Consider the following 17,339-nt stretch of genomic DNA (forward strand, 5'->3'; position numbering starts at 1 on the left):
CATTCGTTTTGCTTAATGTCATTTCAGTCGAGATTAATAGCCTGAAGTTATGTACTGACTGCAGCATAAACAACAAGCTCGACTAACATTTCTTCTCGTGCAAGCCCTGCTACAACCATGGCAGCTCGGTTTGGATAAGGAGCATTAAAATATTCGGCATATACCTTATTAACAGTGGCAAGATATTCACGATCCGTGACATAGATTAAGACTTGTAATACAGAGTTCATTGATTCACCCGCACACTCTAAAGTATGGACAAGGTTATCTAGCGTTCGGCGAGTCTGTGATTCAATACCACCACTAACAACAACCCCTGTTTGATCAATCGGAATTTGTGCAGTATATAAAGTGCCATTATTGACAATTGCCCACTCAAGAGGCGCTTTCGATGCAAATAATTCAGTTTTTACAGGGTAGTTTTGAGTTGTCATGTTTACATCCACCTTGTAACGGGTTTGTTTCGATATTGTGAATACTGACATTTGACACATGATAAATCTAACGGTAAATTCTGTTCATTTGATAAGAAAAATCTATCACCCGAAAAAAGTGTGATCACAAAGTAATTTATGGGAAATTAAAGATGAATATTAAAATACAACAATTGACACACTTTATTTTAGTGGTAGAAGAAGGTGGGTTTCGTGCTGCGTCAAGTCGTGCTAACCGCTCTCAAGCCGCACTATCAACGTCAATAAAAGAGCTTGAACGCACGTTAGAACAGCCACTTTTTGAGTCTGGTAATAAATCGACGCTCACGCCTTTTGGTCAAATATGCTTACCTAAAATAAAGAAATTCTTACATATTTACAAAGCGTTAGATAACGATCTTCGCGCGGCAGCCGCTGGTCAACAAGGAAGAGTGAAGATTGCGAGCGTGCCTTCGGTAGCCGCAAAATTGATCCCGAATGTGCTCGGCCGATTTTGTAAGCAATACCCAAATGTAGAAGTGAGTTTGATTGATGATAATGCAGCGGGTGTCGAAGCAAGGCTACTGTCAGGCGAAGTCGATTTAGCGTTAGGTAATTGTGCTAACTTAGATGTTGACGCTGTTAATTTTACCCCACTAATTTCAGATCCAATTGGTGTTGTATGTTTAAAAGATCATCCGATTGCTAGTATGTCGAAGGGGATTAAATGGCGAGAACTACTTGATTATCCGTTTATTAATAATGGTACTTGCCTCTTGCTAGAGCCTACTCCAGCAAGGGCTATCATAGAAAAAGCGCTCTACTCAGTAGAAAATATTACGTCTTTATTCTCTGTATTAAAACTCGGTATTGGTATCACGACGCTGCCTAAGTTAGCATTCCCGGATAATGAATCAGATTTAGTTTGGCTACCACTAATAGACCCATCGATAGAGCGTAAAATTGGTACTTTTCGCCTGACCGATCATACAATTTCACCCCAAGCACACGCTTTTTATGAGTTATGTATCGAGCACCTAATCTGCTCCGATGAGTTTAATCGCTAATTTACATCACTAACAACCATATCTTGCTCTAAAGCATCATCCCACATAAGGCCAAACTCATATAATGCCTGTGAACGACTTTTAAATGTGCGATCATCCATAAACAATATATTTTGAGTAAAGTATTCTCTAATACAAATTAAATAATGACCATCATCATTTTTACCGATGCTAACAGCGCCAAATATATATTCCTGATTGCTGATTAAAACCGTGATGGCATTAACAAACTCTTTTCTATTAATTCCTTTCATAATCGACACCTAAATTCGATAAACGAATGCTGTAATACAGAGTAAATACAACACATTATATAACTAAATATAGGTGTAAAATGGCTTTATCACAGGTTTAATCCCAATAAAAAAACCCTTACTCATAATTCATGACAAATTTATGAGATAAGGGCTACATATCATTAATGTTAATATAGATTAGTCTATTAATTTAATCGTTTAAGGAAAAATGCCTATTCAATAATTAAAACATTACCATCCACAGCAACAATTTTTGCACGAATACCAACATCAATCATATCAATCTTAGCACTATCGCTTAGACGCGCATTCCAGTTAATGCCCGAATGGCGAACCTTACCACCATTAACCGTCACTGATTCGCTGACAGGTACCGTTTGACCGATCATATCGCTGCTGGTATCTTGCACAAACTTATTACCTTGAAACTGCTTTAACGGTTTCCATAATAACAGCGCACTTACCGCAGAGAATAATCCAACCGATAAAACCTCAAATTCCCATCCCTCAATCACTCCAATACTGACCAAGCCCCCAGTGATAAGACAGCCAATGCTAAAAAATAATAGCGGACCACTTAAACCAGTGACACTCAACTCCACAATCAATGCAATCGCACCAATAACATAAAGTAATTGATCATGATTATTCTGTAAGTAATCAATTAATGTATTCATTTCATCAACTCCATTTCTGAGTAATAAACGCCATTACTCAGATAATTTTAGTGCACTTGATACCGCAATCGCTTGAGCGACTGTATTACCAATATTATCACTCGTTTTACCATCAGTTAAAATAACAGAGCCTTCAGCTGCAATCGCTTTATGTGCAGCAATTGCATCCTGTGCAAGCGTTAAACGCACCGCTTGTTGACCTTCACTGGTAATTGCAGCAGCACCGACCACACTCAGTGCTGAAGAATCTGCATCAGCAACTAATCGAATAGCTTCAGCTTTACCTGCGGCTTCTAAAATTTGAGACTCTTTACTCGCTTCTGCAGCCAATACTAACTCTGCTTTTGCCGCTTCTGCATCCAATACCCTTGCCTGCTTTAGGCCTTCAGCTTTCGTGATCGCCGCTGTTTTAACACCTTCAGCGGTTAAAATGACTGAGCGTTTCTCACGTTCTGCAGTCATCTGCTTTTCCATATCTTCTTTAATCGATACAGGCGGTGTGATGTCTTTGATCTCGTAGCGTGTAACCTGAACGCCCCAAGGCTGTGTCGCCTCTGTCATCGCAGCCAAAATGGTTGCATTAATGTTGTCTCGATTTTGAAAACATTGATCAAGTTCCATCGAACCAATCGCATTACGCATTGTTGTCGTCGCAAGTTGTACTACCGCTAATTTATAGTCAGTAATATTATTCGTTGCTGCTGCCGCATCAACCACTTTCATAAATAAGATGCCATCCAACTCAAGTGAAATATTATCTTTCGTGATAGCCAGTTGTGAAGCAACATCTAACGATTGCTCTTTTAGATTACGATCCGCAGCAACTCTTTGCACAAAAGGAATAATAAAATTAAGTCCAGCCTGTAGCGTGCCGCTATAACGTCCAAAGGTATAAATCACAAAACCTCTGTTTTGTGGCACAAAAAGTATGCTTCTTTGGATCGTGAATAAAACTACAACCGAGATCCAAAGCCATGGTGTTAAAAGTATATCAATTGCAGTATTCATAAATACGTCTCCTTAAATGTTAAAATACGTTTTTAAGTAATGACTTACATCAACTTAAATTAAAAACATCATTCAGAACAGATTAAATGATATTGGCTGTAAGGCGTCAGTTTTTAGTTGATATTCTCGTTACGCTTTGAACATTTGCATCAAAAATGTGATCCGCATCCATAATTTATTTTATATTTTTCACTTCAACTGCTCCGACCTTTAGTGATATATGATTATATTATACATTATAGCGACGTTTCATATTGAGTAGTCAGGGTCAGCGCAGTAGTATAGACACTCTATTTTACTGCACGCCAATGTTTAGGAAATATTATGTCATTTGTACGAGGCTGTTTCGCATTTACACTTTGGTTTATAAATCTCATATTTTGGGCCACCCCCATTACGATTTTAAGCCCTATTAAATTAATACCGATCAAAGTGTTGCAAACATTTTGCTCTTCGTTGTTAGTTTTCTGCGCAAGTAGCTGGATCCGAGTTAATGTGATAATTGAACGCCTTATTCACCCTGTAAATATTCATCTTCACAGCAATAACATCGCGCTTTCTGAAGAGCAATGGTACATGGTACTTGCCAATCATCAGTCTTGGGTTGATATCTTGATCTTACAACGCGTTCTAAACAGAAAGATCCCATTTTTGAAATTCTTCTTAAAAAAAGAACTCATTTTTGTGCCTTTCTTAGGCATTGCTTGGTGGGCATTAGACTTTCCATTTATGCGTCGTTACAGCACTGCACAACTAAAGAAAAACCCGAAATTACGTGGTAAAGATATTGAAGTGACTCGTAAGGCCTGCGCTAAATTCAAATCAAGTCCGGTCAGTGTGATGAACTTTGTTGAAGGCACCCGCTTCACTGCAGAAAAACATAAAAAACAAAAATCGCCGTTTAAGCATCTGTTAAAACCAAAAGCTGGCGGACTCGCATTTGCACTTTCGGCATTAGGCGAACATATTCATAAAATTGTAGATGTCGCGATCTATTATCCAGAGCAGACCCCTACCTTTTGGCAGTATCTGTGTGGCGAAGTCAAAGATGTACATGTGCATATCCGTGTATCAGACATTGATGACAAGATGCGTGGTGATTATCAAAAAGATCGTGCTTTTAAAATTGAATTTCAACAGCACCTCAATCAATTGTGGATTGAAAAAGATGCCATTTTAGAAGATATGGCACAAAGTAAAACTGCAATGCCTGATAACAATACCGTGGCACTAAAAGAAGCCTCTTAAAACCGGTTCGTAAAATATGACGATAATAAAAAACCGCTTTATTGCGGTTTTTTATTATCCAAAATACAGCTGAACTTTATGAATTAAATACCCACAACGACGTTAATTCCCATTATTTATACTTAATAACTCATCACAACACCAACCGTAACATTCCCGTAACATTGCACACCATTAACATTAACCATCAGTTTGGTCATGTTAACTATTAAACAATAAACACAAGGAATGGAAACCATGCTAAAACAATTTAAACAGCGTGTAGCCTCATCAATTATCGTGGCGAGTATAGCGACACTATCATCTGCAGCTTGGGCCGCTGATTTAGACAAAATTCACTTTATTGTACCTGGCGGTGCAGGTGGTGGTTGGGACATGACCGCTCGTGGCACTGGTGATGTACTCATGAAAGCAGATCTCGTTGAAAAAGTATCTTACCAGAATCTATCGGGCGGCGGTGGCGGTAAAGCGATTGCGCATATGATTGAAACGGCTGCACGTCAACAAGACACACTGATGGTTAACTCTACGCCCATCGTAATTCGTTCACTCACTGGTATCTTTCCACAATCATTTCGAGACCTTACCCCAGTCGCAACAACGATTGCTGATTATGGCGCAATTGTAGTGGCTGCTGATTCAAAATATCAAAACTGGCAACAAGTCGTCGCCGCTTTTAAAGAAAACCCACGTAAAGTGAAAATTGCAGGCGGTTCAGCACGCGGTAGTATGGATCACCTTGTTGCTGCATCAGCATTTAAAGGGGAAGGCTTCGATGCGCGTAAAGTACGCTACATTGCCTATGATGCAGGTGGTAAAGCGATGGCGGCCGTATTGTCTGGAGAAACGCCACTACTATCAACAGGGTTAGGTGAAGTACTAGAAATGTCTAAAAGCGGCCAAGTGCGCATTTTGGCCATCACAGCACCAGAACGTTTAGCCGCAGCACCAAATGTACCGACTCTTACCGAAATGGGTAACGACACCGTATTCGCTAACTGGCGCGGGTTCTTTGCATCACCGGGAATCAGTGAAGAAAAAGTCGCAAAATGGAATAAAGCACTAAGTGATATGTATAAAACAGATCAATGGGCAACAGTGCGTGACCGTAATGGCTGGATTGATAATTATAAAGCAGACAAAGACTTCTATGCATTCTTAGAGCAACAAGAACAACAAATGGGTGATCTGATGCGTGAATTAGGTTTCCTTAAATAACCTAATTTATCCCCGTAATACAGCCACAGCACGGCATTACTTTCGCTGTGGCTTTCTTTTTAATTGGAGCATCCCATGCAATCAACCCCTTTATCATTATTAAACCGAGAGCGAGTGAGCGGATTAATATTCCTACTTGTCTGTTTGATTTACGGCTACCAGACCACTCAAATCCAGCTTTTTCCTGGCGATGAATATGAAGCTTTTACAGCACGTACATTACCTTATTTATTAACCGTCGCAGGGGTTGTCATGTCACTGCTACTCATCGTGATGTCGCCCGTAAAACCTTGTCACGAAGACGTTTGCGAGCAGCAAGCTGCAAACGAAAGCCACTTAGATTGGCGCTTACTCATTTCATTTATTATTTTAATGACCGCGTATGGCCTAGGTTTAACTTGGTTAGGATTCGTATTAGCCACCAGCTTGTTTTTATTAGGCGGATTTTGGCTACTTGGCGAGCGCCGCAAAGCAGTCTTATTTGGTGCTTCCTTCCCTTTTGTAACCCTTTTTTGGTTACTTCTGACCAAAGTTCTGGATATTTATCTTGAACCTGGTTATCTATTTTTAAGCTTCTAGGACGATAAAATATGTTAGATGGAATTTTAGCAGGCTTATCCACGGCCATTATGCCGACTAATTTAATGATGGTGATGGTCGGTTGTTTTGTTGGTACCTTCATCGGTATGCTTCCGGGTCTTGGCCCTATTTCAGCAATTGCATTGATGATCCCAATTACCTATGGGCTAGACCCATCATCAGGTATGATCTTAATGGCTGGTGTTTATTATGGTGCTATTTTTGGTGGTTCAACCTCATCAATTCTCATCAATGCGCCCGGTTGTTCATCCACTGTCGTGACCGCATTTGATGGTTACCCAATGGCGAAAAAAGGCCAAGCAGGTAAAGCACTGGCACTTGCAGCTTATGCTTCATTTACTGGCGGTACCCTATCCGCCATTATGCTATTAATCGCTGCACCAGCATTAGCAAAAGTATCATTAAGTTTTCAATCCTCTGATTATTTTGCACTGATGCTGGTTGGTTTGTCTGCCGTCGCGGCTTTTGCCGGTAAAGGTCAGGTATTAAAAGCATGGATGATGACTATTTTAGGTTTAATGCTATCGACAGTCGGTATCGATAAAGGCATTGGTGTTGAACGATTTACCTTTGGTTTAACTGACTTAATGGATGGTTTTAGCTTCTTATTATTAGCGATGGCAACCTTCGCTCTCGGTGAGATTTTATTCAGTATTTTAAAACCAGAGCCTGATACATCCGCAGAAGAAAACAGTGCCCTATCTGACATCGGTAGTATGAAAGTAACAAAAGAAGAAATAAAAGAAGTGGCTCCCGTCGCTGTTCGTTCTTCGTTCCTCGGCTTCTTTGTTGGGGTATTACCGGGCGCAGGTGCCACTATTGCCGCGTTCTTAAGTTATGGTTTAGAGCGTAATCTTGCGCCAAAAGATAAACGCGATGAATTTGGTAAAGGCAGTATCCGTGGTTTAGTCGCGCCGGAAGCTGCTAACAATGCCGCATCAAGTGGTTCATTTGTACCGCTATTAACCTTAGGTATCCCAGGTTCTGGTACAACAGCAATTATGCTAGGCGCCCTGATTTCTTACGGCATCCAGCCCGGTCCACGTTTGTTTGTCGATAATCCAGAAATTTTCTGGTCGGTGATCATCTCGATGTACTTCGGTAATGTTGTTTTGATGGTCTTGAATCTACCGCTAATCCCGTATATTTCTAAGCTATTAGCTGTGCCAAGAACAGTATTACTGCCGATGATTATTTTCTTCTCTATCACCGGTGTGTATCTGGTTTCATTTAATACGGTTGATGTATTTATTATGATCCTAGTAGCGGTGATAGCGATATTCCTGAGGTTAGCAACCTTCCCACTGGCCCCGCTATTACTCGGTTTCATTCTTGGGGGCTTAATGGAAGAAAACTTACGCCGTTCATTAATGATCAGTGATGGTGAGCTTAGTTTCTTATGGGAACGTCCTATCACCTTCACGTTTACCGTCATATCGGCACTTGTACTGGTTGCACCAATACTACTAACAGCATTTAACCGGTATCGTGTTAAAAGAGCGAAGTTAGCGGATAATTGTAACTAACAGGTCCGTGTTACATAAACCAACTGAAATAAAAACAGCGCGTAATGCGCTGTTTTTATTTCATGACAAATATACCTATCGAGATTGCTTTTTATAGGTTCGTTCCGGACGCCCTACGGTGCCATAATTTAAATCAGCAACTAACTCTCCCGTACTAATAAGGTGCTCTAAATAACGCCTTGCAGTCGTACGACTTGCCCCAATTAATGCCCCTGCATTATCAGCAGTAATATCTTCATGTTCTGTAAATAGCCCGCGCACTTTATCTAACGTCACGCCATCAATTCCTTTTGGTAATCGTAATACCTTGGTACTGTTCGTGACGCCTATCGAAATCATGGAATCAACCACACGCTGGTCTAAATCATCGAGGTTACCAAACTGATTTTTTTGCTTCAAATACTTATTTAGTGATTCCTCTAAACGTGCAAATATCACGGGTTTTAATAGGTAATCAACAACTCCCCCTCGCATTGCGGCTTGTAAGGTATCTGCATCGCGATCCGCTGTAATTAAAATCACATCGCATTCATGCTGTTGCTGACGTAAATCACGTAAAATATCGAGTCCGTTACCATCCGGTAAATAAACATCTAATAAGATTAAATCTGGCGTTAATACGTCTAATAATGTTTCAGCTTCACCCTTCGTTGTGGCAATACCAATTACATTCAGTCCATTTATCTTCATTAAATTACGACGATGGATCTCCGCAATTGCCACATCATCTTCAATGATTAGAACCTTAATCTCATTCGCTGATGGCATTGTTTATATCCTTAGTATGCTGTTTTGGTAAATACACCGTCATTCTTGTTCCTTTATTCTCTATACTATCCATCATTAATTGCCCATTGTATCGGCTAATGATTTGATTCACGAGGTGCAGACCCACCCCTCTATTACTGTCAGATTTACTCGATACGCCTTGCTTCATTAACTCTTCTTGCGCGATCCCTTTAGGCAATCCACAGCCATTATCTTCAACTTCAATAATTATTTCATTACCAAAATCAGAAATGCTAACAAGCACCTTTTTAGTGTCTATTTTGGTAATCGCACTCATACAAGCATCAAAACCATTATCAATAAAATTGCCTAATATCGTCACGATGTCCTCACCACGAATATGCTCAGGCAATGCTAATAATTGAGAACCGTCATCAATCTCTAAGATAAGCCCTAATTCTCTCGCTCTTTCACTTTTACCTAATAGCACACCAGCAATAATAGGCTCACGAATAGCGTCACGTAAGAAAGCAATCAAATGCTGGTAACGCTCTGTCTCTTGTCCTATTAACCCCAATACTTCCTCATATTTCCCCATATGAACAAGCCCACTAATGGTATTTAATTTATTACTGTGTTCATGTGTTTGTGAACGGAGTAAATCAGAATATTCTCGTACTTGAGATAACTGTTTCGTCAGCTCTGAAATTTCATCTTTAAGGCGGAAACTTGATACCGCACCAACAACCGAACCATCAACCACCAGCACCTGTCTGTTTGCGATAATCGCCTGTCCTTTAATCATGATCTCAACATTGTATTCACTGACTTTACTGGTCAGAATGTCTGTTAAATTGTTCTCCGGTAATGCTTCAACCATCTTTCGATTCAGGACATCTTCCGCTTTAACCTTAAATATGTCGCAAGCACTGCGATTAATGGATCTTAGATAACCTTCGGCATCAATGCTAACAACACCTTCTTTAATCGTACTCAGTGTGACTTCAAGTTCCATATACAAACGACCAAACTCTTCCGGTTCAAATCCAAATATCGCGTTTTGAAACTTCTTGGCGGTAACGTTAGAAATCAACGCGTTTGCGATAACAACCAGCACCACCATAACCAATAAAAAGAGTAAGAAATGATCTGCTTTACTTTCAATGCTTGTTAATAAATAACCCACAGATACAACACCGATAATATTGCCATCGCTATCTCGCACGGGAGTTTTACCACGTACAGACCGACCTAATGAGCCATCGGCAACCGACACATAAGAGAGCCCCTGCTTTAGCGCTTTATCATTATCATCGCCTTGCATTTGCTGACCGAGTCTTTCGTTAATCGGGTGAGATAAACGAATACCGTCTTTATCGCCAACAACAATAAACGCGGCATTCACCGACGCGCGTAAATATTCGATTTTGTCTCGTATTAGCTCAGGATTTTTCGTATCAATCGCTTTAAGAACACAAGGATTAGAAGACAAGAAGGTCGCAATACCAAGCGCATTGTTACCGCTGTCCTGCTCTTCCCAGTGTTTAAGGTACGCAAAACCAGCGACTGATAAGATCAATAATTTGACGAGTCCAGATAAAGTCATCACGAGTAATAATCGGCGACGAAAGTTCAATTTTTGCCAATTAAATAGGGCATTGTTTTTAATTAATGAAAGCATGTATGCAAAGCCTATCTGGAAAAGAGTGCAATGATAACATTAATCCACGGTGATAACTCAACGTTAGCTAAATTTGAACATAGTGTTAACTAAAATCAAACATGCAACCGGTAACATCACAAATGTTGTTTTAAATAATCTAAAAACACCCTAATTTTAGGTGAGATAAGATCACGTTTTAAATACAGCGCATACGTTGCACTTAACTTCTCATAAGGGCTAAAACAATGCTGTGCTAGCACTTGTACTAAATTGCCATTATTAAGTTCATCATTCACCGCCCAACGCGCAGCTAATACTAATCCTGCATGGTTTAATACAAGTTGCTTTTGGCCGTTAACCGAATTCACGATCAAACTTTCGTTAATCGACAACTTCCGAGGTTTGTCGTCCATTAAGAACCAATCACGCCAGCCACTATAGCCATAACAAATACAGTCGAAGTTAATTAAATCATCCGGTGTTTCTGGCGTTCCATGCTTTGCTAGATATTCCGGTGTAGCGCATAATAAAAAGTCATTATCGACAAGCTTACTGGCAATTAAATTAGAATCAGGTAAGCGCCCACTACGTATTGCAATATCGACATTATCCTCGACTAAGTCTACAACTCTTTCTGTGAGTTCTAATTCAATATTCACATCTGGAAAGGCTTTCATGAACCCTGGCACGAGGGGTAATACGGAAGACTCACCAAAGCCAACCGTCATACTCACTTTCAAGTTACCCTTTGGGCTCTGTTGTAAATCATTCACGGCACGATTTGCTTCATCAAGCTCTGCAACTATGCGTTGAGAATAGTGATAATACGTTGAACCAGCCTCAGTGAGGCCAATATTGCGTGTCGTACGGTTGAGTAATCGGATACCTAATTCAGCTTCTAACGCGGCTAACTGCCTAGATATTGAGGATGGCTGTACATCAAAAACACGGCTTGCAGCAGAGATACTGCCCGTTTCTACAACACAATTAAAATAGTGTAATCGAGTGATCATACTCATTAGCTTATTTACCTACTATGACGATTTGCCTAGCACATAGGCAATGAATTATTCCAGCTGACAATAAAACATTCATGCATAAAAAGCAAAAGTAGACCGATTACTTAAATGATTAATCACCTTTATTACGGCTAGAGTTTGACTTAACCAAGGTTAATTTATTATACGTAATGACGTTAGGGGTCGTGCCTTTTAATTCAATCTCACACACTTTATTCCGACTAATATCTTTCGCGTTATACAAAGCTTTGTCTGCTGTTTTAATAAGCATATGATGATCTAAAGTAAGTTCAGGTATACAGCTACAAGTACCTACGCTAATGGTGACTACATTTTCACAACTCGAATGCAAATGTGGGATAGCTAAATCGAGAACAGCAAGTCGACACGCTTCGGCAACCGAGGTCGCATTATCTGTTCCCGCTAATATAAGCGCAAACTCTTCGCCACCATAACGCGCAACTAAGTCACTTGAACGACGTGACACATTATTCAACGCAACCGCGACTTTTTGTAAACATTCATCGCCCATAACATGACCATAATTGTCGTTATATTGTTTAAAAAAGTCGATATCGATAAGAATAAACGAAAGTCGTGATTTTGTTCTTATTGCCCTTAACCACTCTTTTTCTAATGTTTCATCCAACATTCGGCGATTAGCGATACCTGTTAATTTATCTGAACGAGATAATAATTCTAATTTATTATTCGCTTCAACTAGCTCGTTAGTCTTTTTTGTCACTAGTGACTTAATGACCTCAGTACGCTGAATGCTCATTCTTATATACCATATAATCAATAGCATTAGAGCGAGTCCAATTACAAACACCATTTGAGGTAATACACTTCTTCTTGATTCAATATACGTGGTAGTCGGCTTCGCCATTAAGCACCATTTACGTCCCAAAATAGCAGGCAGGTCTTTGCGATAGGTAAAATTATTATTAATTGCAGCATTTATCCGAGAACGATGGCGGTATAGTATTTCAGGTCCTTTTCTCGACGTTTTATCAACCAGTGTCATTTGCATGCCTATGGCTTTATTGGTTAATGCTGAACTCGTGAAAATGTCCTTAATACAATAAACACCGAGTACAAAACCCAATAGGTTTTTTTGGCGAGCTTCAACCGTCGAACTATCACCGCGATAAACGGGTAGAAAGGCTAAAAACCCTTTGCTTCCATCGCTATCCTGAACAAGTACAATGCTTGAGGTTGCCAACTCCATACCTGTGTCTCGTGATTTTTTTAACGTAACCAAACGATCGTAAGTTGATGCAATATCAAACCCTACTGCTGTCTCATTACCTGCAAGAGGCGCGACAAAAGCAACAGGAAAGTACTCTAGTCGTTCTTTTGCATCGATCATTTCACCTTGTTCGTTGCGTTCTCTGAATTGATAACCAGGGTAATTTTTTTGATTTTTTGTGATAAATGGTTCACGATCAGCATGCTTCACTCTCGGGATCCACTCTAATGCTTTTATATCATCATGGCGGCTTAATATCTGTTTCGCTTCAAGTTGGAATCGAGCATGATCGGGGATGTTATCGCCGTTAAACAAGATTGCTAACGACCGAAGGGTTTCAAAATTGATTGATAGTTCTCTATAAATAGAAGCTGCCCGCTCATCGACATCCTTCTGGAATTCACGATTAATCGTATTTGTTTCTCGTTCATAAAGAAACAGCGCGCTTAAGCTAGATAAAGTCATCGCTACTACTGTCACGCTCACAATCGCAAGCTTTAATCGTAAACTAGAATACATTATCTCTCCATGATGAGTATCTAAGTTATTAACTTTAATAATATTAGTACATAATTTTAGTTCTGAAGATTAAACGCTATCTCGATGCTGCTTACTGTAGATATTAGCAAAAGGCTGCGCCGTCAATCCATGCGCAAAAATACTCATTAAGATGGTCAACGTCACCACCGAATACACAATATCAAAACCACCTATATCACCGACGTTATGCGCGACAATAAGCACATACAAAATAGAAGCGATACCTCGAGGTCCAAACCAAGCGATGAATATCCGGCTAGCGAAATCGAGTTTTGTGCCTATCAGCGAGATCATCACAGGTAACATGCGTAATACAGTTAGGCTTAATAAGGCGTAGATCACCACGTTGACGCTAATATCATGTAATGTCAGCGGTACAAATGCCAACCCAAACAAAAAGAAGCTAATGAGTATAAATAGCTCCCCTTCACTTTCTGCAAATTCTTCAATATGTACTCGCGCTTGCTGACTTGTATTTCCCACATATAGCCCTGCAAAGAACGCCGCGATAAAACCATTACCTAAAAATAATTCTGCAAGATAAAAAGCAAGAATGGCGAGTGCGATAGGAATTAGATTTTGATAGCTTTCTTCGATCCAATGATGCTGAATTGCTTTATTTAACAATTTAGCCCCAAGATAGCCCACTACACCACCGACGATCATGCCAAAGGCGATTTGCTCGGCAACATACCAAACCCAACCATAATTATCCGCTTTAGTCAGACCACTGGTGATCAGGGTTACAACTGTTAATACCACAGGAAAAACAATGCCATCGTTTAAACCACTTTCAACATTGATACTGGAGCGGATCATCTTTGGCACTTTAGGATCTGATACAACCGCTTTACCCAGTGCTGCATCTGTCGGGGTTAACAGCAGCGCTAACAAGAGCATATAAGTCAGCGGTTGCTCTGGAAATAACCATACCGCGACAGCTGTTCCCGCTATAATGGTCAAAGGAAGGCCAATAAAGAGTAATCTTGCAGGGATATGCCACGAACGTCGTAATAACTTAAGATCTAATAATGCCGCATCACTAAACAATACCAACACCAATGCAATTTCGACCAGTACAGTAACAAATTCAGCATCAACCTCAACAGCCGTGATATGTAAACCAAACGGTGAACAAATAAGGCCTAATACGGTAAATACCATCGGACCTGATATATCAAACTGTGCTAATTTCCGAGATATAAAACCATAGAACAACACGATTAAAGCAATAATCAAAATAACAACATGTTCATCCATGATTTTAACGCCTTCTAAATTGAATTAATTTCTTTTACCATCGCAATAACTTGTTGATGTGTTCTTGCATTTAGTTTTGCTGAGCAACAGTAATTTTCGAGTACCGCATGTTTACGTACTAATTCGACAAACTCAATCACACCTATCGACTCGTCTAAATCCACAAACGCCTCAGGTTGCATCTCCGACGTTTTCGTTATTGGCGCTTTAGTTATCGATTTTTGAGTTATTGATAATTTAGCTATTGCTGATTTAGTTATTACTAATTTAGCTATTGATCGTTGACTCGAAAATGAAAATAGCGCGCCACTAGCATCGATTAACCTATCTTCTACTTCATAACTTGATTCGCATAAATCAGGATCACTTTGCCACTCGGCTAACGACTCAATATAAATGAGTTCATCCTCACCCTGATATTTGATCACTGCTGGCCACTTCACCATCTACGACGCCCTAATAACTTGCTCATGTCATACCACTGTAACAGCTTGTCATCGCGATTTCAGTTATCGAATTCAATTACTTAAGCTGACGATACAAGCAATCAACACGATTGTTATCTTTAATCATATTTATGTGCACTAAACCGAGTATAATGCCGCTATCATTTGCTCGCATAATTAATGAATGTGGAAACAGAACAAATAACATTAAAAAATAACTTTCGTGCCACGATGGATACTATTTTAGATAATATCCATGAACATGGTTATGCTGTTATCGAAGATGCTTTTCCTGAGGGTGTGATTGAACGACTACTAACTGATTGCCTTGAAAACCAACCGGATTTTAAAGCAGCAGGTATTGGTCGTCATCAAGATTCGCAGCTAAATGCACAGATTCGTAAAGATAAAACCTTATGGTTAACAGGCGCAAGTCCTGCTCAAGCTGATTTTATGACATTAACGGATGAGCTCAGATTAGAAGTAAACCGTAACTTCTTCTTAGGTTTGTTTGACTATGAATGTCATTACGCGAAATATGAAATCGGTGATTTTTATCAAAAACATCTCGATGCATTTAAAGGCAAATCAAACCGTGTATTTACCACCGTTTGTTACCTAAATACGCCAAAAGCTGGCGGAGAGCTGCTTGTTTACGCACAAGATTCAGATGACGTGATTGCGCGTGTAGCTCCCAAATCAGGTACTTTAGTGGTATTTGAAAGTGAGCGTTTTCCACATGAAGTACTGGCGGCTGAATCAGAACGCTATTCAATTGCGGGCTGGTTTAGAACAAATAATTCAATGGTTGGTAGTGTCGATCCTGCGTCATAATACCAAACCAAAAAAAGGCGAATGATAGCTCTATCATTCGCCTTTTTTATCTACTAAGTCAATCTATTACAAACCCTATCGACAAAGATAGTGATTCATAAAAAGACCGTTCCTAATAATACGTTAGCTTAGCGCTCGCCTTGTACTTCAAAATCATCTGCTGCTAATAACGCGCTGCCATCTGCTTGAATACGCCATTGCTCGTGATGAACTTCACCGAATGCTTTATTCATCGTCCATTTTGCTGTTAATACATAGCTGTCATCATTCATTGCTACCCATTTAATATCAGTATAATCAACGTCATTAAAACCTTGGTCAATAATACCTTGCCAGAATGTTTGAATTTCTTCACGGCCGGTAAATGTACCAAACGGACGTGCGTGCATAACTGTGCCTTCTTCATATTGCGCTGCACAACCTGCTGCATCTTGATTATTAAAGGCTGTCTGCCATGCTGAGATTGCTGTTTTACATGCTGATAAGATTTGATCTTGTGTCATTGTGGTTTCTCCTATGAAGTGTATGGCTGTTACTTTAGCGCCATAATTAACAAATAAAAACAGACTAATCAGAAATCACTGTTAAGATAAACAGAACAATAAATAGAACAGTAATAAAATAAATAGAACAACAAAATCAATAGCACCATAAGGCAATAACAGGATCTAGCAATCATGAGTAAACTTAAACAAATGACGGTATTCATGTATGTCGTCAAACTCGGTTCGATAACCAAAGCGGCAGAGAAGCTCGACGTCTCTAAATCAGTTGTCAGCCAGCACTTAAAGCAGCTAGAGTCTGAGCTTGCCGTCACTTTACTCAAACGCACGACACGTAAACAAAGCCTCACAACCGCAGGTGAGCACTTCTATCAACAGTGTTGCACTATGCACGAGTTAGCAGAACAAGCATGGCAAGATGCTCAGCAATTACAAGTATCCCCACAGGGGTTAATCAAGATCACTGCACCCCATGCGTTGATGGACCATTTAGTTTTACCCGCTCTGCACGAAGTATTTCATGCTTATCCAGACGTTGAACTCGAGCTGATTAGTCATGATGGGCGTTCTGATTTAATGCAAGAAGGCATTGATATTGCGATACGGGTTGGCGAGTCTAAGATAAGCAATCTAAAACAAAAACGGATTGGTGATTTTAGGGATGTGCTTTGTGGTTCGTTGCAAACCGTTAAAGCTTGTGAGCGTGATATCGAAATATTAAAAATGGATAATATCAGGTACGTCGCTAATCACTGGCAAGAAAAGTCGATTCATCATACTTTTACCCATAAGAAAGGTAGCCTTAATAAGGCCTGTACACAGAGTTGTGAATTGAGCTTTAAAACTCATCATAAAGCCAACACCCTTCCCACTTGTCTTAGCATGTTAGAACAAGGTTTTGGTGTTGGTATTATTCCGGATTTTATATTTGCTAAGCATACCCACGCGTTAACCGAGCTATTACCAGACTATCAACTCAACAAGGTCAATGTCTATGCATTGCACTCTTATCAAGCTGCAGTACCAATTGGCGTGACGATGGCGATAGCGGCCATTGCTAAACGACTTGGGTAATACAC

Annotated in this window: 18 protein-coding genes; 7 read left to right on the forward strand and 11 right to left on the reverse strand. The window is 39.9% G+C overall.

The features are described from left to right. Positions 1-47 precede the first annotated feature (47 nt). Positions 48-434 carry a RidA family protein gene (locus HWV00_RS13255; protein ID WP_211681949.1) on the reverse strand — a complete coding sequence of 129 codons (387 nt, stop codon included), beginning with the start codon at positions 432-434 and terminating at the stop codon, positions 48-50. A 152-nt stretch (positions 435-586) separates the two neighbouring features. On the opposite strand from HWV00_RS13255, the gene HWV00_RS13260 reads away from it, so the two are divergent. Continuing rightward, positions 587-1,480, forward strand: a complete 894-nt coding sequence (locus HWV00_RS13260; RefSeq protein ID WP_211681951.1) for a LysR family transcriptional regulator — start codon at positions 587-589, stop codon at positions 1,478-1,480. On the opposite strand, the gene HWV00_RS13265 is transcribed toward HWV00_RS13260, so the two are convergent. The 3 genes from HWV00_RS13265 to HWV00_RS13275 all read right to left on the reverse strand — a co-directional run bounded on the left by HWV00_RS13265 (position 1,477) and on the right by HWV00_RS13275 (position 3,422). Then, a complete protein-coding gene (locus HWV00_RS13265) occupies positions 1,477-1,734 on the reverse strand; it encodes a hypothetical protein (protein WP_211681953.1) in 258 nt (85 codons plus the stop codon). The genes HWV00_RS13260 and HWV00_RS13265 overlap by 4 nt on opposite strands. A gap of 215 nt (positions 1,735-1,949) precedes the next feature. Then, positions 1,950-2,414: an NfeD family protein gene (locus HWV00_RS13270; RefSeq protein WP_211681955.1), complete on the reverse strand. Its 465-nt coding sequence runs from the start codon at positions 2,412-2,414 to the stop codon at positions 1,950-1,952. 33 nt (positions 2,415-2,447) lie between these two features. Further along, positions 2,448-3,422, reverse strand: a complete 975-nt coding sequence (locus HWV00_RS13275) for an SPFH domain-containing protein (RefSeq protein WP_211681957.1) — start codon at positions 3,420-3,422, stop codon at positions 2,448-2,450. 324 nt (positions 3,423-3,746) lie between these two features. Between HWV00_RS13275 and HWV00_RS13280 the strand changes: the two genes are divergently transcribed. From HWV00_RS13280 to HWV00_RS13295, 4 genes are all read left to right on the forward strand, one after another. Beyond that, complete coding sequence (locus HWV00_RS13280; RefSeq protein WP_211681959.1) at positions 3,747-4,670, forward strand: acyltransferase; 924 nt, start codon at positions 3,747-3,749, stop codon at positions 4,668-4,670. 237 nt (positions 4,671-4,907) lie between these two features. After that, the gene (locus HWV00_RS13285; protein ID WP_211681961.1) at positions 4,908-5,888 is read left to right on the forward strand and encodes a tripartite tricarboxylate transporter substrate binding protein; all 981 of its coding nucleotides are present in this window, start codon (positions 4,908-4,910) and stop codon (positions 5,886-5,888) included. A 75-nt stretch (positions 5,889-5,963) separates the two neighbouring features. Further along, positions 5,964-6,467: a tripartite tricarboxylate transporter TctB family protein gene (locus tag HWV00_RS13290; protein ID WP_211681963.1), complete on the forward strand. Its 504-nt coding sequence runs from the start codon at positions 5,964-5,966 to the stop codon at positions 6,465-6,467. Between the two features lie 11 nt (positions 6,468-6,478). Further along, positions 6,479-8,014, forward strand: a complete 1,536-nt coding sequence (locus tag HWV00_RS13295; RefSeq protein ID WP_211681965.1) for a tripartite tricarboxylate transporter permease — start codon at positions 6,479-6,481, stop codon at positions 8,012-8,014. A gap of 75 nt (positions 8,015-8,089) precedes the next feature. Here HWV00_RS13295 and HWV00_RS13300 read toward each other — a convergent pair whose 3' ends face one another. From HWV00_RS13300 to HWV00_RS13325, 6 genes are all read right to left on the reverse strand, one after another. Then, positions 8,090-8,782 (reverse strand): DUF977 family protein, encoded by a 693-nt coding sequence (locus HWV00_RS13300; protein WP_211681967.1) that lies wholly within the window; start codon positions 8,780-8,782, stop codon positions 8,090-8,092. Continuing rightward, entirely contained in the window at positions 8,766-10,424 is a 1,659-nt protein-coding gene (locus HWV00_RS13305; protein ID WP_211681969.1) for a sensor histidine kinase, read from the reverse strand. Before HWV00_RS13305 ends, HWV00_RS13300 begins: the two co-directional genes overlap by 17 nt. Positions 10,425-10,540: 116 nt before the next feature. Further along, the gene (locus tag HWV00_RS13310) at positions 10,541-11,425 is read right to left on the reverse strand and encodes a LysR family transcriptional regulator (RefSeq protein ID WP_211681971.1); all 885 of its coding nucleotides are present in this window, start codon (positions 11,423-11,425) and stop codon (positions 10,541-10,543) included. 112 nt (positions 11,426-11,537) lie between these two features. Continuing rightward, a complete protein-coding gene (locus HWV00_RS13315; RefSeq protein ID WP_211681973.1) occupies positions 11,538-13,196 on the reverse strand; it encodes a diguanylate cyclase domain-containing protein in 1,659 nt (552 codons plus the stop codon). A 69-nt stretch (positions 13,197-13,265) separates the two neighbouring features. Next, complete coding sequence (locus HWV00_RS13320) at positions 13,266-14,477, reverse strand: sodium:proton antiporter (protein ID WP_211681975.1); 1,212 nt, start codon at positions 14,475-14,477, stop codon at positions 13,266-13,268. 14 nt (positions 14,478-14,491) lie between these two features. Further along, positions 14,492-14,923 (reverse strand): DUF4144 family protein, encoded by a 432-nt coding sequence (locus HWV00_RS13325; RefSeq protein ID WP_211681978.1) that lies wholly within the window; start codon positions 14,921-14,923, stop codon positions 14,492-14,494. A 180-nt stretch (positions 14,924-15,103) separates the two neighbouring features. On the opposite strand from HWV00_RS13325, the gene HWV00_RS13330 reads away from it, so the two are divergent. After that, on the forward strand, positions 15,104-15,757 hold the full coding sequence (locus tag HWV00_RS13330; RefSeq protein ID WP_255554554.1) for a 2OG-Fe(II) oxygenase: 654 nt from the start codon (positions 15,104-15,106) through the stop codon (positions 15,755-15,757). 128 nt (positions 15,758-15,885) lie between these two features. Here the strand turns inward: HWV00_RS13330 and HWV00_RS13335 are convergent, their stop codons facing one another. After that, on the reverse strand, positions 15,886-16,260 hold the full coding sequence (locus HWV00_RS13335; protein ID WP_211681980.1) for a nuclear transport factor 2 family protein: 375 nt from the start codon (positions 16,258-16,260) through the stop codon (positions 15,886-15,888). Positions 16,261-16,434: 174 nt separating this feature from the next. Between HWV00_RS13335 and HWV00_RS13340 the strand changes: the two genes are divergently transcribed. Continuing rightward, on the forward strand, positions 16,435-17,334 hold the full coding sequence (locus HWV00_RS13340) for a LysR family transcriptional regulator (protein WP_211681982.1): 900 nt from the start codon (positions 16,435-16,437) through the stop codon (positions 17,332-17,334). Positions 17,335-17,339 lie beyond the last annotated feature (5 nt).

It is taken from the genome of Moritella sp. 24, assembly GCF_018219155.1.
Classification (GTDB): domain Bacteria; phylum Pseudomonadota; class Gammaproteobacteria; order Enterobacterales; family Moritellaceae; genus Moritella.